The sequence below is a fragment of the Exiguobacterium sp. s189 genome (assembly GCF_018617615.1).
Lineage (GTDB): Bacteria > Bacillota > Bacilli > Exiguobacteriales > Exiguobacteriaceae > Exiguobacterium > Exiguobacterium aestuarii_A.
Genome location: NZ_JACSKM010000004.1, coordinates 120880 through 143163, shown reverse-complemented (window position 1 = coordinate 143163; position 22284 = coordinate 120880). Strand labels below are relative to the sequence as shown.

Below are 22284 nucleotides of genomic sequence, written 5' to 3'. Positions count from 1 at the left end.
ATGGGGATTCGGTTAGATGAGAAGTTTCAGGACCGTCGGAAGGACGGGATTGAGGATGCGTTCATGCGGCAAGCCGTCAGTTCGGCTCAAAACCGACTGCGGGATGGACGGTTGGATGCTGCGGGTGAACTCGGAGACTGGGAAGCGTTCCGCGACCACTCGGAAGAGATTCGTCAACACGTGCTCGAGCATCTCGACTATTACTTGTATCAATTGAGCGAGAGTGTCTCAAAACGAGGTGGGAGCGTCTTCTTCGCAGAGACGCCAGAAGAAGCGAACCGTTACATTCGGGAAGTCGTTCGTTTGAAACAAGCCAAACATGTCGTGAAATCAAAATCGATGGTCACAGAAGAGATTGGGTTGAACGAGGCGCTTCAGGAAGAAGGATGTACCGTCGTCGAGTCCGACCTTGGGGAATGGATTTTGCAACTCGACGAAGACCCACCGTCTCATATCGTCGCCCCTGCCCTGCACAAAGACCGCAACGCTGTCCATGAGACGTTCACCGCTCACGGCTATGCCGGTTCAAACGATCCGACTGAACTCGGGCGCTATGCACGAAAAGAACTACGAAAAGACTTTTTAAAGGCAGAAGTCGGCATCACCGGCTGTAATTTTGCCATTGCGGAGAGTGGAGCCGTCGGGCTTGTGACCAATGAAGGGAACGGGCGCATGGTGACGTCACTTCCTGACACGGTCATTTCTGTCATGGGGATGGAACGGGTTGTCCCTTCTTATGAAGAGTTCGAGGTACTCGTCAATATGCTTTGTCGAAGCGCGGTCGGTCAACGCCTCACGTCATACATCACGACATTCGCCGGGACGCGTGCGGTCGGTGAAGTCGATGGTCCTGAAGAATTCCACCTCGTCATCGTCGACAACAAGCGTTCTGGCATTCTCGGTACACAGTTCCAATCGGTCCTGCAATGCATCCGTTGCGCGGCCTGTATCAACGTCTGTCCTGTCTATCGTCACATCGGCGGGCATGCATACGGGTCAATTTATCCTGGTCCAATCGGTGCCGTCTTAGCCCCACTCCTAGATGGATACGAGAACTATAAAGAACTTCCTTATGCGTCGAGTCTTTGTGGTGCCTGTACAGAGGCATGCCCCGTGAAGATTCCGCTACACGAGCTGTTGATTGAACATCGCCGCGTCATCGTAGAGGAAAAGAAACAATCACCTTTCGTGGAACGGATTGCGATGAAAGGTTTTGCCGTCACAGCATCAAGTCCGTTCTTATTCGAAGCAGCGGAACACGTCGCACCGTTTGCGACATCACCGTTCGCCACATCTGGTCAGATTGAAAAAGGACTGCCGGCTTGGACGGACTCGAAAGACTTGCCACAGCCGAATAAACAAACCGTCCGAGATTGGTTTAAGAAACGGGGGAATGCCTGATGAATCTTGGTACAATCACAAACCGTGAAGACTTTTTACAACGCATCGCCAAACAGCTCGGGCGTGAGGTCGACCTCACCCCACCGAAACGCGAGTACAAACATCGCCCACAAGACGACGTGTTAAAAGATGCGAGCGAAGAAGAGCTACTCGAGACGTTTCGTATGGTCGCGACCCGAATCCATACCGATTTGGTGGAATGTGAATCTGCGAATCTCGATGATACGCTCCGTCTCTTGATTGAACGTTACGAAGGAACACGGATCCTCGCGGAAAACGATGACCGAATTTCCGCTTGGGCGCCCACAACGAGTGAGACGTTCGCATGGTGGGATTCGACAAAGCCGGACACGAGCCGAGAGCTCGCCGCACGTGCCGACATCGGCATCACGATTGCGGATGCAGCGTTTGCGGAAAGTGCAACAATCGTCCAATATGCGAAGCCTGGAAAATCACGGACGATCAGCCTGTTACCGCAAGACCATATTGCGATCATCCCAAAATCTGTCCTTGTCCCACGTATGACGCAAACGGCACAACAGCTTGCCGCACTCGATCGAGATGGTCTCCATTCCCCGAACGGTGTCAATTTCATCTCCGGTCCGTCGAACTCGGCCGACATCGAGATGAACCTCATCGTCGGTGTTCATGGTCCTGTTCGAGTCGCCTATGTGTTGGTACATGATTTATGAGTATAGCCCCTCCATCGATCGATGGAGGGGCTACGTTTATCCTGATACCGTGACGCTCCCATTTGAGCTTGTTAATTTCACTTCAATGGATCCTTCACCGAACACGCACTCTTTCGACCGTTCTCCGAATACATTGACTTTTCCATTCCGTGACTTCGCCCGAATCGTCACATCTTCCGGACGTTCATCCACGTGCAAGTCAATCTTTCCGTTGTTGGTCTTCAAACGAATCGGTGCTTGAATCGATTGAACGAGGCAGTCAATCCGGCCGTTCGACGTCTTGGCATCAATGGCTCCTGTGACGTGATCAACATCGATTCGACCGTTCGAGGAATGGATGTTGATGCGCTCTAGCTGAGAGTGCTTCGCTTCAACACGACCGTTTGAGGAATGAAGCTCCCAATCGTGACCATGACAGTCTGATGCGAGCACTTTCCCGTTCGATGTGCGAAGTTCGCCATGACGTGCTTGAATGTGATGTGCGATGATTCGCCCATTCTCGCTCTCTACGAGTAAACGTTCCGCTTGAAGTTCTTGTACATCACTCGAACCGTGACGATTCTTCAATTGAATCTGATGATAGGCGTGATGAGGTAGCTCGACCCGAAGGACCGGTGCTTTTGACCCAAACCACGAAAACAAATCAGACAGACCGAAACGACGTTCGGATTCAATCCGGATTTCTAACGTGTCCCCGACGATATCCATGACTACCCCATGGTCGGTCTCTGTTTCAAGTGTCGCGTACGCATACCCATCTTGTGATGGTGTCACGAACACCTGCGCATGTTGAACTTGAATGAGGACGCTTTGAAAAGCGACGGTCGAACTTTTGACAACTGCAGGCGGTCGTGTCGACTCCGCTACTTCAAAATCGACAGACGCGAGTAGTTCCGATGCGAGTACGCTCGGTTCCCCTAACTCGCGCGCCATCTCTTCATCACTTCTTCCTTCTAAACGACCACTCGTGAAGTACTCAGACACATCTCGTAAAATATCGAGGCGATCTTTCACCTTCACGTTCATCAATAATTGCTCAAGCTCTGACAAGTACTGTTCTTCATTCATCTGTCGTCTCCCCCTCGGATTAAGTCATTGACGCCGTTCGTGAATACATTCCATTCCGTTCGTAACTCAGCCAAATGTGTAAGCCCTTGTTCCGTGATCTGATAGTACTTCCGTGGAGGGCCTTCCCCGGACTCCATTAAATACGTTGTGAAATAGCCCTCTGTCGTCAAGCGACGCAACAACGGATAGACGGCACCTTCTGAAATGGCTACTTTGGCCGAAATCGCTTGGACGAGTTCATAGCCGTAGCGGTCTTGTTCCGCTACAAGCGCCAGCACACAAAGATTGAGTACGCCCTTCTTGAATTGAGGATTCATGATCCCACCCCCTACTATACATAGAACAATAGCACATCAACCACTACTATTCAATAAACAATAGTATTCATTCCCCTGATTTCTCAATATCTAGCTTCTGAGGAGGTGAATCTGTACAATAAAAGAACGACACTCGTAGGATATTTGTCACAGTCGGAATGTTCATCATTCTAGGAAGGAACGGTCTTTATGAAGTCATGGATTGACCAGCGGATCGGAAGACAATTTTTATTCGTCTTCTATTTATTCATCGGACTGATCCTCCTCACATCGCTTGCCGTATATGTGTATACGGAAAACCAAATCGAACAGACGACGTCATCGCTCGAAAACATCAGTGAACGGCGCACAAATGCGACCGAATTGTTTGAGACATGGCAGTCGATGCAATATGAAATGCGCGGCTACGTACTCCTCGGAGACGATGCAATGCTAGAACGCGTAGAAGATAAACAAGTCTTGATTGACGAACAGACGACTTGGTTCGAACAGAACGCCGTAACCGATAAAGAAAAAACGTATGCGAGCGATGCCCGAACGCTGTTTGTTGCTTATCAAGAACGCGTCATGCCGAGCCTTGAACGTTATGTAGAAGGAAAGCGGAACGGAAGTGTAACCGAACCCTTTTTAAAAATGCCAACGCTCGGGAAGGTAAACCCTCAAAAAGAGCCGCCGGCAGACCGTAAATTTAAAATCAACTCGAAAAGTGCCGCGGATATGAGCGCGAGCATCGTCGATATGGAGAGCGTCTTCACGGAATATCGGAACTCACTGAACGCAGAAGAGGATGCGCTCCGTGCTCAACTTGCGACACATACGAAATGGGCACAAGCTTTATGGCTCCTCTCCTTACTCGGAGTCCTATTCATTCTCTTCATCGTCGCTCGCCCTTACGTCAGACGCTTAACGGGTCAACTTCAGGAGTTGATTGAAAACAGCAAGCGTCTTGCCGGAGAGAAGCAGCCGGTCACGCCGGTCACCGTTCAATCTAAAAATGAAGTCGGTCAACTGACAACCTCATTCCGTCAGATGGCTTCGTCACTTACGACACAACGTCATCGAATTGAGGAAGAGCGTGAGAAGACAGCGCGTCTCCTTCACTCCATCCGCGATGCCGTCATCTATGTCGAGCACGCAACAAGCGAAAAAGTGGCCAACCAAGCACTCTTTGTCTTGTTTAACCAACCGATCACAAAGCGAAACGAAGTCGACTTATATCGTTTAGACGCCAGCCTTGAAGAACTTGGACTGCAGGTCGACCAAAAGGATGACTTTTTCGCGTTCATGGAGCGGTCGTTTGACGGACAGTGTAAAGAAGAGAGCGTCACGTTCTCGATGAACCAGGAAGAGCGCTTCATTCAAATGTATGCGGAGAAGATTTACTTGAGAGGAACACGCCACGGCACGATGCTCGTCTTCCGTGATGTGACGCATGAGACTGAGGTCGACCGTTTGAAAACCGAACTCGTTTCGACCGTCTCTCACGAGCTTCGTACCCCGCTCACGAGTATCATCGGATTCACCGAGCTTCTCCGTTTCCGAAAACTTTCAGCCGAACGTTCGGAGAAATATTTGGGGATGATTCATCAAGAGACATTGCGTCTCGAAGATTTGATTTCCAACTTGCTCGATGTTCAACGGATGGAATCAGGACAACAGACGTACCACAATGAGACGGAGCGCCTATCGGACATCCTGAAACAGGCTATCGCGGTGCATCAAGGAGCAAGTCAACATCATCATATTTCGTTTGATTGTCAGGAAGATCTTTATGTATATGGAGACCGAACGCGACTCGGGCAACTATTCGCGAATCTACTTCATAATGCTGTGAAGTATTCTCCTCATGGTGGAGACATCCATGTCCGTGTTGCATGTGAGCGACCGGATTGGATTGATATTTCGATTGAAGACCATGGAATCGGGATTCCTCAAACCGCACTATCGAAGTTGTTTGACAAGTTTTATCGTGTCGACAATTCCGCTAGCCGCAAAATCGGAGGAACCGGCCTTGGCCTCGCGATTTGTAAAGAGATTGCAGAAGGTCATGGCGGCACAATTCATGCCACATCGAACATCGGCAAAGGCTCTATTTTTACCGTCAGCCTTCCGAAAGTGGATCTGTCGAATCAAATGAGTAGCTAAACAACAAGAGGGTGCGATAGCGCACCCTCTTGTTTACTGTACTTTATTCTCTGGACCGAATGATGGATAAAGTGATAGTCCACCATCCGCAAAGATCGTTGTTCCTGTGACATATGACGATTCATCCGACGCGAGCCATGCGGCGACGGCGGCAATTTGTTCCGGTTTCCCGATGACGTGAGATGGGATGAGAGCTTCTAACCCTTTCTTCTCTTCCGGGTCGCTCATCGTCTCTTCGTTGATTGGCGTATCGATCGCACCAGGGGCAATCGCATTGATACGAATATGGTTCGGTGCATATTCGAGAGCAACTGATTTCGTAAACATTTTTACGCCGCCCTTACTTGCTGCGTAATGTGTGTAACCAGGACGTGGAATGACTTCGTGAACAGAAGACATGTTGATGATATTGCCTTCAATTTTGTTCTCAACGAAGTACTTCAAGGCAGCACGGACACCAAGGAACGTTCCGTTCAAGTTGACGTCGATAATCTTCTTCCAATTGTCGAATTCCATCTCATGTGTTTTCGCCTCGACTTGAACGCCCGCGTTATTCACGAAAATATCCATCTTCCCGAACTCAGCAATGGCTTTCTCGATCATCTTCTCCGCGAGTCCTTCTTCCGAGACGTCCCCTTTTACGGCGACGGCTTTCCCACCACCTGCCTCGATGCCACGGATGACTTCTTCCATCTCTTTTTCACTACTACGATAGTTCAGGACGACGTTCATCCCTTCTTTCGCATAGCGTTCCCCGATTGCTCGACCTAGACCTTTCGAGCTTCCCGTGATGACCGCGACTTTTCCTTTTAACTCTGGATAGTTTGCCATGTGAATTCCTCCTTCGTCTTCTCGTTTTTAGTTCCCACATTCCCCTCTTCATCAAACATGATTGGCTGCATTTTGAATATTTGAAACAAATCAACTATACTGAAACAAACTATTCGTTTTCAGGAACTGCCTGAAAGACGTTTGATCTTATACTCAATGGAGGTGACTCCCCGATTTTTGGGGGAATTGTTGGACAGTCCCATGTTACTCAGCTTACTCATCGTTGCGCTCTTAATCTTTTTGACTGCCTTTTTCGTGGCAGCCGAATTTTCAATTGTGAAAGTGCGTGGCGCTCGACTCGACCAGCTCGTGCTTGAAGGAAACAAGAAAGCGGTCAGCGCAAAAAAAGTCATCGAGAATATCGACGACTCCCTTTCTGCCTCTCAGTTCGGGATTACACTTTCTGCACTCGGACTCGGGTGGATTGGTGCCGACCAAATCGAAACATATATCCACACATGGGTCGACCAGCTAAACTTATCGCCATCTCTCGTGACATTCTTGTCGTTCCTGATCGCATTCTTACTCATCGCGTTCCTGCACGTCGTCATTGGAGAACTTGTGCCGAAAACACTTGCGGTCCATGAAGCCGAAAAGTTGACGCTCCTTGTCGCACGCCCACTCTATGTGTTCACGAAAATCTTCTACCCGTTCATTCGTGCCTTGAACAGCATGGCACGTCTCACCCTCCGCTTATTCGGGGTGCAGACAACGGCTCAGGAGACGGCACACTCAGAAGAAGAGCTGAAAATCATCATGACGGAAAGTTTCCGCAGTGGTGAAATCAACGAAAACGAGTTGGCATATGTACAAAACATCTTCTCGTTTGACGAACGAATCGCCAAGGATGCCATGGTTCCACGTATGAACATGGTCACAATCGATGAAGAAGATACGATTGAAGAGATCATTTCAGTTGTCGAAGAGCACCAGTATACGCGTTATCCGGTCACACGAGATGGCGACCGTGACGACGTGCTCGGATTCGTGAATGCAAAACAACTCTTCACTGCTCAACTTTCGAAAAATGACGCACCGTTCGAGTCGTTCATTCATCAATTGCCACTCGTCACCGAGTTCACGCCGCTTCAAGAAGCGATGGTGAAGATGCAAAACGCGCAGACGATGATGTGTTTAGTCATCGATGAGTACGGGGGTACTGCCGGCCTCTTAACGATTGAAGACATCCTAGAAGAAATCGTTGGTGAGATTCGCGACGAGTTCGACCGAGATGAACAAGCAGAAATTACAGAAATTGCGCCGAAACATTACCGTCTCTCTGGACTTGTGTTAACACAAGAACTCGAAGAACGGTTCGGGATCGAAATCGAAGATGATGTCGATACAGTCGGCGGATTTGTCTTATCGCAAAAAGCGAACGCTCGGACGGGCGAACGCTTTCTCTTACCTGGCGACCATGAATTGATTGTCAGTGAAGTCGATAACCATCGAATCGTCTTCGTCGACCTGATTTTAGCTTCACATGAAGAGGAAGAGCCTCTCTCAGAATAAGGTTTCTGTCAAACCCTTCTCCTTGATTTGGAGAAGGGTTTTTCATGTGTGAACCGAACTGTCGCTATATTTTCGCCTCTTGCCGTGATATACTGCACATATGTTGCTTATTTGAGTGTCACGCACTCAATGACACAACATCACCGAAACATGGCGAGATGTTCGGTTTAAACAGAAAGAAATAGAAAGAAGGTTACGCATGGAACGCAAACTATTTTTGATTGACGGTAACTCCATGCTGGCCAGTGCTTACTATGGTGCCGCCGCGAGCCGAACAAAAAAAGGACGCGAGGTATCCAAAAACGATCGGAGTGCCGTCATCGGAATGACCGGCCTCATCCGGACGATTCTACGTAGACATCGTCCGACTCACTTTGTCGTCGTCTGGGACGTCTCACGTGAAACATTATGGCGTCGAGAACTCTACCCGGGCTATAAACGCCGCAGACGTCAAACACCGCCTGAATTGAAAGCGCAGATGGAACTCATGCGCCAACTTCTTGAGGATAGTGGAATTCCACAATTCCAAGTAGAAGGCTATGAAGGGGAAGATTTAATCGCCCACATCGCACGTAAATTCAGTTGCAGTGCACCTGTGGTCATCATGACAAAAGACAAAGACTTGTTACAGCTTGTCAGTCCACGAATCACCGTTTGGTTGCAAACACAGGAGCTTCAGCAAATGCAGGCTCGTTGTGACATTCGTGATAACCGTCCGTTACCGCTCAAACGTCATTTAGAAATTCGACCAGAAGAGATTGCGGCGTTATACGAAGGGTTGAAACCGAAACAGCTGTCAGCCGTTAAAGCGTTGACGGGAGACCGTTCAGACGGAATCCCCCCAGTTGCGGGGCTTGACGAAAACCAATCGGTCCAACTGATCAAACGATTCGGTTCGCTCGATAAGCTGTATTCTGCCTTGAGTATCAAAGGTGATAAACGACAACAAGTAAATGAAACGATCGCGGCACTGACGTCAGAGGAGGTGCCCCGTAACTTGAGACGAACACGCAAAAAAGCAGAGCGCAACATGGAGCTAGTTCGTCTTGATGTCACGGTGCCGGCACTTGACCATTTGAAGTTGGCTCATCTCGAGCTCAGCCTCAACCCGAAGCGAGTCGAGCAAGCGTATCAAAAACGCGGACTTCGTCTCTCCTTCAACGCAGGTCAGAAGAAAACATCCGCACGTTAAAAAGAACGGTCGCTCATGCGCCCGTTCTTTTTATATGCACAGTAATTCCGTCTTCATCCGTCAACGTCCATTCAGACGATGTTCCGCCTAATGCCTGGTTTGTCTCTTCGTTGACAAGAAGTGTCCACGCTTCGAGTCCGGCTTCGACTCCTAGAGCTTCACTCGGACGTGCCCACACGTTCGTGCCGATGTGATGATGATACCCGTCTGCCGCTAAGAACAATGCCCCCGGATAAGAATCCGTCGTAATGGAAAACCCGAGTCGATCATGGTAGAAGCGTTTTGCTGCTTCAATCGACCGGACTTTAAAATGCACATGTCCCATCGTCGTGCCGACCGGTAACCCAGTGAATGATCGATTCACTGCAGCTTGAAGCATCGATTCATAGTCGACCGGTTCAGTCGCCATTTTCACATGCCCGTTCGCTTCATAGCTCCATTGTTCTTTCGGACGATCGGCATATAGCTCGATCCCGTTCCCTTCTGGGTCACTCAAGTAGAACGCCTCGCTCACTAAATGGTCGCCTTGTCCGACTTCGATGCGTTGTTCGATAAGATGCGCCAAGATGCTTCCTAACGCTACACGATTCGGTAATAGAATCGCTAAATGAAACAACCCTGCCACCCGCGGATTCGTCTTCGCCTGCGGAACATGGTGCAAGATGACGAGCGGACGCTCTTTCGTTCCGAGCGTGACCAACTCTTCGATTTCTTCTAGGACACTCATCCCAATGACGTCTACATAAAATTGTTTCACCTGTTCGATGTCACGGACGCGTAGTGTCACCGGTCCTAGTTCAATATTTTCGATTTTCATATACAATCACCTCACCTTCACTATACCCGCTCGGCTCACATTGCAGAAGTAGGCACAAAAAGGTGGTATAGTTACTTCAACGATACTAATGGAAAGGAAGAGCGATGTGACCAAGATAACAAGCTGCGAAGTCGATACGGCACTCGAACTGATTACAGGAAAATGGAAGCACTCCATCCTCCTCGTCCTGATCAATGGAGATACGTTACGCTTCAGTGAGTTGAAACGAGCGTTACCAAAAATCAGTCAAAAGATACTGACCGCACAACTCCGTGATTTAGAAGAACAAGATATCGTCATCCGGACCGTCTATCCAGAAGTCCCTCCCCGTGTCGATTATCGCTTAAGCGAGTATGGGAAAACACTGATCCCGATTCTCGAAGCGATGAACGAATGGGGAATGCGTCACGCGGAACGGATGCGCTCCAACTAGTTGTCCACATGTGGATAACCGTTTTAACCGATTCCATCTATCACTTATCCACAGGAGGTCGTCATGATTCGTTATCCACAGTTAACCGGTCATCAATTTGGTGTCACCGCCCCTTCGTCAGGTATACCAACAGAACTGCATCATCTATTGCATCAAGCGGAACAGAAGTTTTCCGATCGCGGGTTTACATTGCAATTCACTCCGAATGCGTGGAAACAACGATTTGGAAAATCTGCTCCGGCTCAGGTGCGTGCACATGAACTGACATCCCTATTTCAAGATGACAATGTCGACTTGATCATCCCGCCCTGGGGTGGGGAGCTCTTAATGGAGATCCTTGATCAAATCGATTGGGAATCCTTACCCGCGAAATGGATGCTCGGTTATTCAGATACGAGTTTGTTACTCTTCGTCTATACATTAAAAACCGGAATCGCCTCGGCCCATGGTCCGAACCTGGTCGATTTGCGTGCCGATATTTGGGACGAAACGAGTTCACGCTGGCTAGATGTATTGTCAACGCGGGTCGACGAGACGGTCATCCAAAGCTCATCCGAGAAGTTCCAAAAAGAATGGCAGTTTGACAATCCGACGCCACATCTGTTTCATTTGACGGAAGCGACTGAATGGAAAGCAATCGGTGGTCAACACGCAACAGGTCGATTGCTCGGTGGATGTCTTGACGTGCTCTTACATACAATCGGGACACCGTATGGAGACGTTAAGACGTTCCAACACGAGCACCTGAATGATGAACCGATTCTTTGGTATTTTGAGAACGTCGAGATGAACGTTCCGGCATTAAAAAGGACCCTTCTTCAAATGAAGTGGGCCGGTTGGTTCAATCAGACGTCTGGTATTCTGTTCGGACGAAGTGATGCCCCATCTGTGCATCAAGACTATACGACCGAGATGGTGTATGAGGAGCTTCACCACATGTTGGAGGTTCCTATCTTTTTCGATATCGATTTCGGACACGTTCCGCCGCAAATGACGCTCGTCAATGGAGCACACGCTTCCGTCCAAGTCGAGCATGGTCAAGGGACATTGATTCAAACGTTCAAGGGCTGATTCGTCAGCCCTTGATTTGTTGTAGTAATAATTCTAAACGTTTGCGAAACAGTCCTTGCGGGAATTTCGCTACTTGTTCTTCGATGACCGATACCCAGTCGTCTCCGCATCCGTTCAGTGTTCCCCTTAATAAACCTTCGTAGTAAATTGCGATATCGACTAAACTATGTGCTTTCCACTCGTCTCTGTTTTCCCATAGTGCCAATAAACACTCTCTTCCTTTTTCCGATTCCCCTCGAAAAGCGTAGTACACACCTTTCGCCATCGAAATCGCCGCAATGAACGGCTCGATCTCTGTCGTGAGTGATTCCATCAACTTGACGTTTTCCCCTAACAGATCAATATGTCGATATTCCATCGCATAGAGCGCTTCAGAAAGTGCCACTTTGATTTCTGCCAAGCGGTCTTCCGTGAATTGAATGTATTGCTTCGCCTTTTGTAAAGACTCATGAACTTGCTTTTCATCGTTCAAATAGAGCGCACAAATCGAAATGGTGCGATACACGTCGTCCGCACGGTAGTAGATTCTTGTCCGTTTCATATACTCGAGCACGTCTTCAAGCTGTCGAATCGAATCTTCCAAATCCTCGTCACAAAGAAGGTTTTTAAATACAATCAACATGACATACTCAGTTCTCGTTTTCGTTTTCATGTATTTCGCATCAAGAAGTTCGATCGCGTCAATCCGTTCAAGCGATTCTTCAAATCGGTTCCACATCAATAAATAATAAGCCTGGCTGATTCGTCCCATTGCCAATTCATCAGATTCACCTAGCTTCTCAAAAATTTCAATGGCACGATCGTAGTAGTTCAATACCTTCTCATTTTCTCCTTCTTGAAAGTACGTATCTCCATACAACATGTATGCTTTACCTTGCCACACGGAGTTCATTTCTTCTTTTAAGTATGGGGAAAGCATCTGTCGTATTTCTTGATCTGGCCGCGAAACGAGTGTCATTTCTTCATATTCTAACTGCTCGACCATCGTCTGTAGTTCAGTTTCTTTCGGGTCAGTCAATAACTGCTGCATCGAGACATCTAACCGACTTGCGAGTTCTCGTAAGCTACGCATCGATGCCTCCGCTTTCCCATTTTCAATCATACTGAGCATCGATTTCGTGACGATCCCTTCCGCCAACTGCGTTTGGGTCATTTTCTTCTGTTTTCGTAACGTTTTAATTCGTTCACCAATCATATGCCACCTCCATAAGTTAAATTATATTGAACTTTATGTTTACATTTCACTCGATTGCCTTTATGATAATGTTAAATCACATTTAACTAATTTGCAAAGGAGTGTTCACTATGAAATTCTTTTCTTCCAATTTATCGATTTTATTACTCGGTAAATTCATGTCACTGTTCGCATCCAACTTATTTACGTTCGTAGCAGGATTAACGGTGTTGACGACGACTGGATCTGGATTGCAATTCGCATTCGTCTTACTGGCAGGCACATTGCCACGCGTTCTTTTGTCGCCATTTGCCGGCGCTTATGCGGACAAACTTGACCGAAAACGAGTCATCATCAAGATGGAGTCTCTGAATGGAGGATTATTTTTACTCGCAGGGATCGCAAGTTTGCTTTGGACGTTCGAAGCACCTGCCTTTTATGTCATCACATTCTTCTTATCTATCGTTTCCACCTTCTTATCGGTCACGCTATCGAGTTCGATCCCCCTTCTATTCGAAGAGGAAGAGCTTCAACGTGCCAACTCTCTCATTCAGAGCATCATCTCCATCTCAAGTATCGGCACTCCGCTTCTTGCCGGAGCACTGTTTAAACTCATACCGATTTCAGCTTTTTTATTCAGCTCAGCCCTATTCTTCATGATTGCCGCCTTGCTTGCTTCTCGACTCACATTTCATCAGAAAGAGATTGCTCCAACCGAACAATCCACCTGGGAAGATGTACGGTCTGGTCTCTCTTATTTGAAGCAGCAACGAGTTTTATGGACAGTCGCCGTTCTAGCTGCCTTCTTGAACTTCTTTTTCGTCGCGACAGAAGTGTTGTTCCCGATAGCCGCTTTACAAGAGGTCGGCGTGTCTCCGTTTCAGTTTGGACTACTTGAAAGCATGGTTGCCATTGGATTCTTAATCGCTTCTTTACTTCACGCCTTGCCACTATTCAAAATCAAACATCGCCTGTCGACCATGCGATCTGCACTGACCATACTCAGTGTTCTATTTGTCGGCCCTGCCATTCCATTATATTTGAACTTCAACGTCCTCACTTCGATTTTCTTTTTCGCAATGTTCGCCTTATTGAGTGGTTTCTTTATCGTACGTGTCAACGTTCCGATTCAATTACTTTTACAAACGAATACGGATCCGAATTATTTAGGTCGCGTAATCGGGGTACTCGAGTCACTTGCGATGGGCATCACACCAATTGGTTTTATTCTATTCGGGGTATTGAGCGATCTTGTACCAGTCGCACATCTATACACTGCATGTATGATTGGCCTACTCCTATGTACCTTCACACTCACATATCGGATTCGCCATGACATCCAAGCCGAACGTACAGCAGCTCAGTCCATTGAGCGAGTATCCTAACAAAAAAAGACATCGAACGAATCAGTTCGATGTCTTCTCTGTTGACGGGAGTACCCGTTTTTCTAATAAAAATGGTCCGAATGGGATGACCGATGCCATGACGGCAAGCGTCAGAACTTTGAAGCCCCAACGGAAGCGCCACGCCATGTAGACGGCTGCGAGCACATAAGCCACAAACAAGAAACCATGTGCAGCGCCGACGATACTGACCGCGAGTGGAATACCCGCCATATATTTCAATGGCATCGCGATAAACAGTAACAACAAGAAGGACACACCTTCTGTGTAGCCAAGCCATTTAAAATGAGTCGTAGTCATATGCGTTCTCCTTTATCTCTGTAGGCTATATCTATCGTAGCCGAAACATGAGAGGTTTGTCACAGGAGAGCGCATAAAAGTTACGAAGCTATTTGACGATTTGGTGAACGGTGCAATACTTTCGTTTCGACGAAGTTGCGAAGGAACAAACCATCGACTCCGATTTTCCCTGCGTTATGTCCAGCAACCAAAATCAATACAGATACGATCAACATCGTTGGGTTCGTACTGACCGTTCCAGAGAGCAAGAAAGCCATGTTCATGACAAGACCGAAGAATGCCGCGCTACGTGTGAGTGCTCCGAGCAATAACCCTAACCCGACCAAAAATTCACCATAAGGAATCAGGATATCGAACAATCCAGCGTTTGGAATCGCAACGTTTTCTAAGAATGCAGCCCACCATCCTGCGACAGCTGGATGTTCTCCAGTCGCGAGTGTCACCGCGTTGTTTAAGAATCCCTCCGTTCCAAAGCCACCTGTGATTTTACCCCAACCTGCTGTCAACCAATGATAACCGAGCCATACACGTAACACCGTCAAGATTGCCGTAGCGATGTTATGATTTTGCCAAAATTTCGTGAACATGATGATTCCTCCCTTTCAAGAAGTTGAATAAATGAATAATGTGATTACATTCACAATATACCATCTATGTTCACTATTTCACATATGTATTTTTGTTTGTTCATGATTCGTCCATATGTACGTCACACTCTATTCATATCCATCAAAAAGACGCCTACTTGAGGCGCCTTTGAGGATTTTACAAGGTCACTTCTTGAGGTGGCTGACCTTTCTTGTTCATCACACGCATCGATTCCGGCTCGATTTTGAGGATGACAAGCTTCGGATCATCTGGTCCATCAAACCAACCTTCGAGTTTGTCGTTCCACACTTTTTCTTTCATCGATTCATCATCTGACACAGTCGCTTTCCCTAAGATTTCTAAGTACGTGTCGCCGACCCCATCGCCATCATAACCAATCAAAATATGCGTATATGGATTCTTCTCTAACTCCTCCACCTTATCTGTATCGTTCGAGGTTGCTGTGTAGAGTGTAAAATCATCATGGAAAAATGTCATGTAACGACTATGTGGCTTCACCTTATACACGGTCGCCATCGTCCCTACATCACTTGAATCTAGGATTTTTAAAGCTGTTTCTTTTGCACTCATTCCGAATTCCTCCTTCATGATTTGTCGCTCGTATACTGTTCCCTCAAACTACACGATTAAACACAAAAAACCTGCTCGCCGATGCGAACAGGTATCATATTCCTTAGAAAGGAAGATTAGATTTTTTCAACGTTAGAAGCTTGTGGTCCACGAGCTCCGTCTGTGATTTCGAAAGTTACTTCTTGGCCTTCTTCAAGTGTTTTGAAGCCGTCGCCTTGGATTGCTGAGAAGTGTACGAATACGTCGTCTCCGCCTTCCATTTCGATGAAGCCGTAACCTTTTTCTGAGTTAAACCATTTTACTTTACCTGTGTTCATGAATGAACCCTCCTGAAATAAACGCTATGCGTTATAGTAGTGCCTTACTAGAAAAAACTTGACCAAAAAAAATACAAGCCTCTGGATTATCTAATGAAAAATAATCCCAAGCACTTGTGAATTATGATTCCAGCTATTCTTAATTAAGCACATATTGAATATAACACGACTAGATGCTTCTGTCTAGTAAATACTTCTGATTGCTAAAAAACGAGGCGAAACGGGTACATGCTAGAGAAGATGATGCTAGGAGGATTTATTATGAAAAATGCAAAGGACCCGCAATCAATCGCTTCGATGATTGCCTCATATTCTGATTGGTCGGAAGAAGACCTCATCCAGCGAACACTCGAATGGCACCGCTCCACGCGCGAGACATCTTACTCAGAGCAGCAACATTCCATCCCTTGCCGAATTCCAATGACTGAGCGCATTACGCCTGTTCAAACGTCACTCCCGCTCGAACAAATGGACGGAATGGTTCGTCCTGTTTGGATGCGCCGACTTGATGCGGAATATTTGAATCTGATGCAGGTCACAAAACAACGTGTTGATGTGACAGACTATGGCGCCGTCGGGGACGGACAAACGGATTGCACGCTCGCTTTTCGTCTCGCCCTCCGCTCTAACCGCCGCGTCTTTGTCCCGGCAGGTGTATATATCGTTCGGGGCATTCGCCTTCCTTCGAACTGCGTGTTAGAAGGTGCCGGACAGGACGTCACCATTCTAAAACTATCGGATCGTGCCCCAAAGCATCGAAGACTGTTACGAAACGCCACCCCATTTGCGGGAAACCATCATATCGAGGTATGTCACCTGACACTCGATTGGAACGTCGCACGATTAGGCGATGTGAAACGAACCACGAGCGGTGACACGACATCGAGTGCCCTGACGTTTGCGCATGTGACGTATGGTTGGGTGCATCATGTGACGGCTAAAAATGCCGGTCTTCATGCATTCGACATCACGTCTCCACACTATCATTATTTAGGGGACGGACTGCGTGCCGCAAACGGCAGTCGGTATATTCATCTTGATCACCTTGAGGCGACAAACTATGGGGATGACGGAATCACGACACACCATAGCGATGCCATTTATATCACCAACTGTTATTGTCATCACCCTCATGGGCGAACGCACGCCCTCGGATTCTCAAACTCGAACGGAATTGAGATTGACGATGGATCGCGGCACGTCACACTCGTGAACAATAAAAGCGAAGGGTGTTTTGGCGGAATTGAAGTAAAAGCACATGGGACCTCGTCAGCAGCTCATGACGTTCATATCTTTGGTCATCTTTCTGTGCATGACAATCGTTCATTTAATTTCCGTCACATCGGTCATCATTTAGCAGACGATTCCGATTCGGCGACAGCACGCTTTCTGTCTGGTACGAATTTAGTATCCGTTGAACCGGTTCGAAGCTCGTTATACGCCAAATCCTCGCCACGAAGCCTGGTCGTCTCCGCATATCAAGATGTGTTCATTCATGGATTGACCGCGATTGGTAATCCGACTTACGATTATGAAAAACATCCGGCACTGGCGGTTCAATACAAGTCTCGGCGCGTTCAATTACATCGCATCTCCGTTCGTGGATTTACAACCTCGAGAGCTGATCTCGAACTGTTCGGAGGGAATAATCGGACCGATGAAGTGACCATCGAAAACTTACGATGCCATGAATCTGCGCCAATCGCGTTAAGAATAGGACGTCAACTGGAGAAGATTGCACTTCATCACATCGAAGGACAGAAAAAAAGCGGAGATGTACTCATCTCCACGAAAAGTCCGATCGATGTGAAAGACATACTTGCTTACGGATTCTCGGACCGAGTGCGTTCGGACGTTTGAGCCGCCTCGACAAGCCGTTTCAATTTGTCCTCATCGAGTTCAAGCGAGCTTTCTTTCTGTTTGGCCATCATCCGGACGATCGCTTTGTCTAAAAAGCCCATTCGTTCAAAGTCATACCCACTTCCGACGACTTCGACGAAATAGGCATGCTCGCGCAACTTGTCACGATAAGCTTCTTCTAGCTCACGAATCCGCTCCGACTCTGTCGGTGTCCCGGCACACAAATATAGAGCAAGAGGATGCTCCAACAAGTGTGCCTCATGAAGCGACAACCATTCCTTCATCTCGTCCTGGATGGTACCCATCCGAATCGAACTGCCGACGATGACGTGATCCACGGTCTCCCACATGACGTTCGGCTCTTCTACGATATTTTGGACATGAACGTCTCCCGATAAACGTTCAGCGAGTAAAGACGCCACTTTTTCACTCGTCCCATATCTGGAAGAGTACGCGATTAAAGTACCCATGTCGTTCCCTCTTTTCATGTCAGACGTTACTTACACTATTCCCGAATCATCGAGAGAAGATACGTGACCGCTCAAAAAAGCTCGCCGTCTGGCGAGCTTTTCGTCACAGTTTATACACTTGTGCTTCGTAAGGACGAAGGGTGAACGGTTCAATCGGTTCCATGTTTCCGATGACGCGTTCTTTTACGTCATATGGTAAGTCACGTTGTTGTGTGTCACCTGAGAAGTTACAGAGCACGAGCCATGTCTCTCCTTCGAACGAACGTGTGAACGCATAGATTGCCTCATCTTCCGGTAACAACAGCTCATACTTTCCATAGACAACGAGCGGATTGGCTTTACGGAGCGCAATCAATTGACGGTAGTAATGGAAGAGCGAATTCGGGTCTTTCCGTGCCGCTTCCGCATTGATGTCGACATAGTTCGGGTTGACCCCAATCCATGGTGTTCCTGTCGTGAAGCCACCATGTGCTTCGTCCGACCACTGTACCGGCGTGCGTGAATTGTCACGTCCCCGCTCATGAATTCCACGGAAAATCTCGTCGTGCGTCAACAACCCTTTTGACGTGTAGTCACGGTAAGCGTTCAACGTTTCGATATCTCGGTACTGATCGATCGAATCAAACGCGACATTCGTCATCCCGAACTCTTCCCCTTGATAAATGTAAGGTGTCCCTTTCAATAGATGAAGAAGTGTCGCAAGCATCTTCCCGGAACGGACACGATATTCCGGGGAGTCGTTCCCGAAGCGCGAGATGGCACGGGGCTGATCATGGTTACTCCAATATAGGCTGTTCCATCCTTCTTCTTCCAGTCCTTCTTGCCAACGCGAGAAGATCGTCTTCAACTCTGTGAGTTTCCAGTCCGTCGGATTCCATTTTCCGAAGCTGCCGTTTCCGACGTCTACATGCTCAAAATGAAAGACCATGTTCAGTTCATTTCGGTCTTCCCCTGTATACAGTTTCGCTTCTTCCACACTGACCCCTGGCATCTCACCGACCGTGATCGTGTCGTATTTCGATAAGACTTCTTGATTCATCTCTTGCATGAATTCATGGATACGTGGCCCGTTAAAGAAGAATGGCGTGCCGTCACCGTACCCTGTTCCTTGCGTTTGACCATCCGGATAGATTGGATCTTTTGAGATCATATTGATCACGTCCATCCGGAACCCGTCGACCCCTTTATCGAGCCAATACGTCATGAGATCGTACACTTCACGACGAAGCGTTTCGCTTTCCCAGTTCAGATCCGGTTGTTTCTTACTGAAGAGATGGAGGTAGTACTCATCACTCGCCTCATCATACTGCCAAGCGCTGCCGCCGAAGAAAGCCCCCCAGTTCGTCGGAGGTTGACCATCTTTTCCTTTTTTCCAAATATAATAGTCACGATATGGACTATCTTTTGAAGAACGTGACTCCATGAACCATTGGTGTTCGTCCGAAGAGTGGTTAACGACGAGATCCATCATGATTTTAATCCCGTGACGATGTGCTTCTTCAAGCATCGCGTCAAAGTCGTCCATCGTACCGAACTCGTTCATGATGGCACGGTAATCACGAATATCGTATCCATTGTCGTCGTTCGGTGAATCGTATACCGGCGAGAGCCAGATGACGTCGATTCCGAGCTCTGCCAAATAAGACATCTTCTCCGTGATTCCTTGGATGTCACCAATCCCATCACCATTCGAATCGTTGAAGCTACGTGGATAAATTTGATACACGACCGCTTCTTTCCACCATTGTTTCATGTTACGTCCTCCTTGAAGTTCATTTCCGTTTCAACGCTTTCATCGTACTGTCTTCAAGGATTCATGACCATCCATGATATGATTAAGATATGTACAATTTTGCTATAAAATAAGGAGACTATTATGGAAATCGGCTTTTGTGGCTATTCATATCATACAACGACCTACACTTTTCCATTCGCCAACTTACTCGATACGTATCTGATTCGCTTACAAACGGAAGGAACGGCTCGGATTGTGGTCAATGGAGAAACGATGATCACACGACCTGGTGACGTATTGATTGTCCGTCCGGGTGACTTCTATGAAATGCATGTCGATACACCCGCGAGCGGAGACTATCATATCTTCTGTACCGGACATGCGATGGATATATGGTGGCATGCGACTCCACGGGAGCGAAAGTATGCGATCACCATCGATTCCCGCCTACTTTCGCTATGGCAACACATTACAGAGGAAGTGCGCCGTCCACCATCGGAACAAAGTCCTGAATTAATTGAAACTCTCGTCAAAGCGCTTCTACTCATGCTGGATCGTTCGATTCAAGATGTGCATTCCCAGGCGCGACCTCCAGTCGTCTCCCGCATGATGCGCTTTATCGAATCGCACGTCACGAGTGACTTCAAAGTGGCAGACGTCGCCGCAGCGGTCGGACTCAGCGTTTCACGAACCGTTCATCTCTTTAAAGAAGAGACCGGGATGACAATCATCGAATATGCACAATCGATTCGCTTACAGCTTGCCGAAGAGCAAATGCGCTATACAAAACATTCGTTAGAAACGATTGCGGAACTGTCTGGATTTCGAAGTTATCCATATTTCCACAGAATTTTTAAACGGAAATATGGCGTCGCACCAGGGGTTTATCGCACTCTTCAACAAAAAAACGAAAAAAAATAAAAAAAGAGTGATCCATTTTTTGAACCGCTCCGTTAGATGGGTGTAAATAACGACAACAACACTCACTTATGAAAAGGAGCGATTACACATGAAGAAGAAGACGTTAAACAAAATCGTAGCACCGGCACTAGCCTTAGGACTACTCGTACCGGTCAACGCACAGGCAGCGGATCATACACCGACAGCAAGTACACCAGCAGGTGACCTTCGCGCCACACTCGATCAACTCTTATCTGAGCACTACGTATTAGCCGTCACATCGATGATGAAAGGATACGACGAGGCAGCAGATGCTGAGGTCGCGGAGCAAGCACTCGATCAAAACGCGCTCGACATGACGCCAGCCATCTCATCAATTTATGGGGAAGAAGGCGGCATGAAGTTCGAAGAAATCTTCCGTGGTCATAACGACTACTCAGCTGATTTCGTAGAAGCTGCAAAATCAGACAACCAAGAACTACGCATGGAAGCTGAAGCTGAAGTCGATGAGTTCGTAGAAGAATTCTCAACATTCCTCGATGCAGCGACGGAAGGGAACTTACCGAAAGAAGCAGCAGCAGATGCACTTGAACTTCATGAAGACCAAGTCCTCTCTGTATTCGATAACTATGTCGAAGGAGATTACGAAGAAGCTTACATGACGTTCCGTGAAGGCTACAAGCACATGTTCAATATCAGTAAAGCCCTCTCAGGTGCAATCGTCACACAAATGCCTGACAAATTCACGACTGGAGCAGATACACCAGCTGTTGAACTCCGCTCAACATTGAACAGTCTTGCAGGTGAGCACTTCGCCCTCGCTGCAATCGGTATGCAAAAGGGATATGACCAAGCAGAGGACTATGACTATGTCACATGGGCAGAAGATCAGAATACACTCGACTTCAAAGCGGCCATCGCATCTGTATACGGTGACGAAGGTGCTGCACAGTTCGAAAAAGTATGGAACTCAGATCACATCACAGCACAAGGTGATATCGTAGCTGCTACACTTGAAGGGGACGAAGCGAAAATCGAAGAAGCACGTATGCGACTCGACCAATTCGCTGTCGACTTCAGCACATTCCTCGATGCAGCAACAGAAGGTAACTTGCCACAAGCTGCTGGTGAAGAAGCCATCAAACAGCATGAGACACTACTCGTACTCGACACATTCGATCAATACGTCGCAGGCGATGCAGAAGCTGCTTGGATGTCATTCCGTGAAGGATATGCGTTCATGTTCGGTGTTGGTGAAACACTCGGTAACGCGATCGTGACACAAATGCCTGACAAGTTTGAAGAAACAATGATGCCTGAAGAGATGCCTGAAACAGGTCTCGGTGGTGCACAAGAACAATCAATGAACACGCTATACGCTGGATTAGCTGTACTTGGCGGAATCTTACTCGCCTTCGTAACGCTTCGCAAACGTAAAGTGTCTGAACAATAATCAATAAGGAGGGA

Annotated in this window: 22 protein-coding genes; 11 read left to right on the top strand and 11 right to left on the bottom strand. The window is 47.6% G+C overall.

Annotation, left to right across the window (positions count from 1 at the left end; all coding sequences use genetic code 11):
- Together KNO99_RS07135 and KNO99_RS07130 are read left to right on the top strand one after the other, a co-directional pair.
- Nucleotides 1–1401, top strand: coding sequence for a LutB/LldF family L-lactate oxidation iron-sulfur protein (locus KNO99_RS07135; protein ID WP_305794027.1), 1401 nt, complete (start codon nt 1–3; stop codon nt 1399–1401).
- Nucleotides 1401–2093 carry a LutC/YkgG family protein gene (locus KNO99_RS07130; RefSeq protein WP_214746869.1) on the top strand — a complete coding sequence of 231 codons (693 nt, stop codon included), beginning with the start codon at nt 1401–1403 and terminating at the stop codon, nt 2091–2093. Before KNO99_RS07135 ends, KNO99_RS07130 begins: the two co-directional genes overlap by 1 nt.
- A 36-nt stretch (nt 2094–2129) precedes the next feature.
- Here the strand turns inward: KNO99_RS07130 and KNO99_RS07125 are convergent, their stop codons facing one another.
- A complete protein-coding gene (locus tag KNO99_RS07125; RefSeq protein ID WP_214746866.1) occupies nt 2130–3161 on the bottom strand; it encodes a DUF4097 family beta strand repeat-containing protein in 1032 nt (343 codons plus the stop codon).
- Nucleotides 3158–3478: a PadR family transcriptional regulator gene (locus KNO99_RS07120; protein ID WP_214746862.1), complete on the bottom strand. Its 321-nt coding sequence runs from the start codon at nt 3476–3478 to the stop codon at nt 3158–3160. Before KNO99_RS07120 ends, KNO99_RS07125 begins: the two co-directional genes overlap by 4 nt.
- Before the next feature lie 189 nt (nt 3479–3667).
- On the opposite strand from KNO99_RS07120, the gene KNO99_RS07115 reads away from it, so the two are divergent.
- Nucleotides 3668–5623 carry an ATP-binding protein gene (locus KNO99_RS07115; protein ID WP_214746859.1) on the top strand — a complete coding sequence of 652 codons (1956 nt, stop codon included), beginning with the start codon at nt 3668–3670 and terminating at the stop codon, nt 5621–5623.
- A gap of 33 nt (nt 5624–5656) precedes the next feature.
- Here KNO99_RS07115 and KNO99_RS07110 read toward each other — a convergent pair whose 3' ends face one another.
- On the bottom strand, nt 5657–6454 hold the full coding sequence (locus tag KNO99_RS07110; protein WP_214746856.1) for a glucose 1-dehydrogenase: 798 nt from the start codon (nt 6452–6454) through the stop codon (nt 5657–5659).
- Between the two features lie 189 nt (nt 6455–6643).
- Between KNO99_RS07110 and KNO99_RS07105 the strand changes: the two genes are divergently transcribed.
- Together KNO99_RS07105 and KNO99_RS07100 are read left to right on the top strand one after the other, a co-directional pair.
- The gene (locus KNO99_RS07105) at nt 6644–7966 is read left to right on the top strand and encodes a hemolysin family protein (protein ID WP_214746854.1); all 1323 of its coding nucleotides are present in this window, start codon (nt 6644–6646) and stop codon (nt 7964–7966) included.
- A gap of 199 nt (nt 7967–8165) precedes the next feature.
- A complete protein-coding gene (locus KNO99_RS07100) occupies nt 8166–9158 on the top strand; it encodes a 5'-3' exonuclease (protein ID WP_074034157.1) in 993 nt (330 codons plus the stop codon).
- Nucleotides 9159–9171: 13 nt separating this feature from the next.
- On the opposite strand, the gene KNO99_RS07095 is transcribed toward KNO99_RS07100, so the two are convergent.
- Nucleotides 9172–9975, bottom strand: coding sequence for a VOC family protein (locus KNO99_RS07095; protein WP_214746852.1), 804 nt, complete (start codon nt 9973–9975; stop codon nt 9172–9174).
- A 106-nt stretch (nt 9976–10081) separates the two neighbouring features.
- On the opposite strand from KNO99_RS07095, the gene KNO99_RS07090 reads away from it, so the two are divergent.
- Together KNO99_RS07090 and KNO99_RS07085 are read left to right on the top strand one after the other, a co-directional pair.
- On the top strand, nt 10082–10408 hold the full coding sequence (locus KNO99_RS07090) for a winged helix-turn-helix transcriptional regulator (RefSeq protein ID WP_214790236.1): 327 nt from the start codon (nt 10082–10084) through the stop codon (nt 10406–10408).
- 63 nt (nt 10409–10471) lie between these two features.
- A complete protein-coding gene (locus tag KNO99_RS07085) occupies nt 10472–11479 on the top strand; it encodes a S66 family peptidase (RefSeq protein WP_214746845.1) in 1008 nt (335 codons plus the stop codon).
- Between the two features lie 4 nt (nt 11480–11483).
- Here the strand turns inward: KNO99_RS07085 and KNO99_RS07080 are convergent, their stop codons facing one another.
- Nucleotides 11484–12674 carry a helix-turn-helix domain-containing protein gene (locus KNO99_RS07080; protein WP_214746843.1) on the bottom strand — a complete coding sequence of 397 codons (1191 nt, stop codon included), beginning with the start codon at nt 12672–12674 and terminating at the stop codon, nt 11484–11486.
- 110 nt (nt 12675–12784) lie between these two features.
- Here KNO99_RS07080 and KNO99_RS07075 point away from each other — a divergent pair, with 110 nt between their 5' ends.
- Nucleotides 12785–14038, top strand: a complete 1254-nt coding sequence (locus KNO99_RS07075) for an MFS transporter (protein ID WP_214746840.1) — start codon at nt 12785–12787, stop codon at nt 14036–14038.
- 21 nt (nt 14039–14059) lie between these two features.
- On the opposite strand, the gene KNO99_RS07070 is transcribed toward KNO99_RS07075, so the two are convergent.
- From KNO99_RS07070 to KNO99_RS07055, 4 genes are all read right to left on the bottom strand, one after another.
- Nucleotides 14060–14356 (bottom strand): DUF3817 domain-containing protein, encoded by a 297-nt coding sequence (locus tag KNO99_RS07070; protein ID WP_214746837.1) that lies wholly within the window; start codon nt 14354–14356, stop codon nt 14060–14062.
- Nucleotides 14357–14436: 80 nt separating this feature from the next.
- Complete coding sequence (locus KNO99_RS07065) at nt 14437–14943, bottom strand: DoxX family membrane protein (protein WP_214746834.1); 507 nt, start codon at nt 14941–14943, stop codon at nt 14437–14439.
- A 178-nt stretch (nt 14944–15121) separates the two neighbouring features.
- Complete coding sequence (locus KNO99_RS07060; protein ID WP_214695810.1) at nt 15122–15535, bottom strand: pyridoxamine 5'-phosphate oxidase family protein; 414 nt, start codon at nt 15533–15535, stop codon at nt 15122–15124.
- A gap of 116 nt (nt 15536–15651) precedes the next feature.
- A complete protein-coding gene (locus KNO99_RS07055) occupies nt 15652–15852 on the bottom strand; it encodes a cold-shock protein (RefSeq protein WP_015880427.1) in 201 nt (66 codons plus the stop codon).
- A gap of 261 nt (nt 15853–16113) precedes the next feature.
- Here KNO99_RS07055 and KNO99_RS07050 point away from each other — a divergent pair, with 261 nt between their 5' ends.
- Nucleotides 16114–17712 (top strand): glycoside hydrolase family 55 protein, encoded by a 1599-nt coding sequence (locus tag KNO99_RS07050; protein ID WP_214746821.1) that lies wholly within the window; start codon nt 16114–16116, stop codon nt 17710–17712.
- Here the strand turns inward: KNO99_RS07050 and KNO99_RS07045 are convergent.
- Together KNO99_RS07045 and KNO99_RS07040 are read right to left on the bottom strand one after the other, a co-directional pair.
- Entirely contained in the window at nt 17676–18182 is a 507-nt protein-coding gene (locus KNO99_RS07045) for a flavodoxin domain-containing protein (protein ID WP_214746818.1), read from the bottom strand. The genes KNO99_RS07050 and KNO99_RS07045 overlap by 37 nt on opposite strands.
- A gap of 103 nt (nt 18183–18285) precedes the next feature.
- The gene (locus KNO99_RS07040) at nt 18286–19935 is read right to left on the bottom strand and encodes a glycoside hydrolase family 13 protein (protein WP_214746815.1); all 1650 of its coding nucleotides are present in this window, start codon (nt 19933–19935) and stop codon (nt 18286–18288) included.
- A gap of 123 nt (nt 19936–20058) precedes the next feature.
- On the opposite strand from KNO99_RS07040, the gene KNO99_RS07035 reads away from it, so the two are divergent.
- Together KNO99_RS07035 and KNO99_RS07030 are read left to right on the top strand one after the other, a co-directional pair.
- A complete protein-coding gene (locus KNO99_RS07035) occupies nt 20059–20838 on the top strand; it encodes an AraC family transcriptional regulator (RefSeq protein ID WP_214746812.1) in 780 nt (259 codons plus the stop codon).
- An 88-nt stretch (nt 20839–20926) separates the two neighbouring features.
- Complete coding sequence (locus tag KNO99_RS07030) at nt 20927–22270, top strand: copper amine oxidase (protein ID WP_214746809.1); 1344 nt, start codon at nt 20927–20929, stop codon at nt 22268–22270.
- The last annotated feature ends 14 nt before the right edge of the window (nt 22271–22284 follow it).

Coding starts and splice junctions, on each gene's coding strand:
- KNO99_RS07050 (WP_214746821.1), top strand. CDS start 16,114: ATGAAAAATGCAAAGGACCCGCAATCAATCGCTTCGATGATTGCCTCA.
- KNO99_RS07085 (WP_214746845.1), top strand. CDS start 10,472: ATGATTCGTTATCCACAGTTAACCGGTCATCAATTTGGTGTCACCGCC.
- KNO99_RS07035 (WP_214746812.1), top strand. CDS start 20,059: ATGGAAATCGGCTTTTGTGGCTATTCATATCATACAACGACCTACACT.
- KNO99_RS07110 (WP_214746856.1), bottom strand. CDS start 6,454: ATGGCAAACTATCCAGAGTTAAAAGGAAAAGTCGCGGTCATCACGGGA.
- KNO99_RS07095 (WP_214746852.1), bottom strand. CDS start 9,975: ATGAAAATCGAAAATATTGAACTAGGACCGGTGACACTACGCGTCCGT.
- KNO99_RS07100 (WP_074034157.1), top strand. CDS start 8,166: ATGGAACGCAAACTATTTTTGATTGACGGTAACTCCATGCTGGCCAGT.
- KNO99_RS07135 (WP_305794027.1), top strand. CDS start 1: ATGGGGATTCGGTTAGATGAGAAGTTTCAGGACCGTCGGAAGGACGGG.
- KNO99_RS07070 (WP_214746837.1), bottom strand. CDS start 14,356: ATGACTACGACTCATTTTAAATGGCTTGGCTACACAGAAGGTGTGTCC.
- KNO99_RS07065 (WP_214746834.1), bottom strand. CDS start 14,943: ATGTTCACGAAATTTTGGCAAAATCATAACATCGCTACGGCAATCTTG.
- KNO99_RS07060 (WP_214695810.1), bottom strand. CDS start 15,535: ATGAGTGCAAAAGAAACAGCTTTAAAAATCCTAGATTCAAGTGATGTA.
- KNO99_RS07080 (WP_214746843.1), bottom strand. CDS start 12,674: ATGATTGGTGAACGAATTAAAACGTTACGAAAACAGAAGAAAATGACC.
- KNO99_RS07130 (WP_214746869.1), top strand. CDS start 1,401: ATGAATCTTGGTACAATCACAAACCGTGAAGACTTTTTACAACGCATC.
- KNO99_RS07055 (WP_015880427.1), bottom strand. CDS start 15,852: ATGAACACAGGTAAAGTAAAATGGTTTAACTCAGAAAAAGGTTACGGC.
- KNO99_RS07075 (WP_214746840.1), top strand. CDS start 12,785: ATGAAATTCTTTTCTTCCAATTTATCGATTTTATTACTCGGTAAATTC.
- KNO99_RS07030 (WP_214746809.1), top strand. CDS start 20,927: ATGAAGAAGAAGACGTTAAACAAAATCGTAGCACCGGCACTAGCCTTA.
- KNO99_RS07045 (WP_214746818.1), bottom strand. CDS start 18,182: ATGGGTACTTTAATCGCGTACTCTTCCAGATATGGGACGAGTGAAAAA.
- KNO99_RS07125 (WP_214746866.1), bottom strand. CDS start 3,161: ATGAATGAAGAACAGTACTTGTCAGAGCTTGAGCAATTATTGATGAAC.
- KNO99_RS07120 (WP_214746862.1), bottom strand. CDS start 3,478: ATGAATCCTCAATTCAAGAAGGGCGTACTCAATCTTTGTGTGCTGGCG.
- KNO99_RS07040 (WP_214746815.1), bottom strand. CDS start 19,935: ATGAAACAATGGTGGAAAGAAGCGGTCGTGTATCAAATTTATCCACGT.
- KNO99_RS07115 (WP_214746859.1), top strand. CDS start 3,668: ATGAAGTCATGGATTGACCAGCGGATCGGAAGACAATTTTTATTCGTC.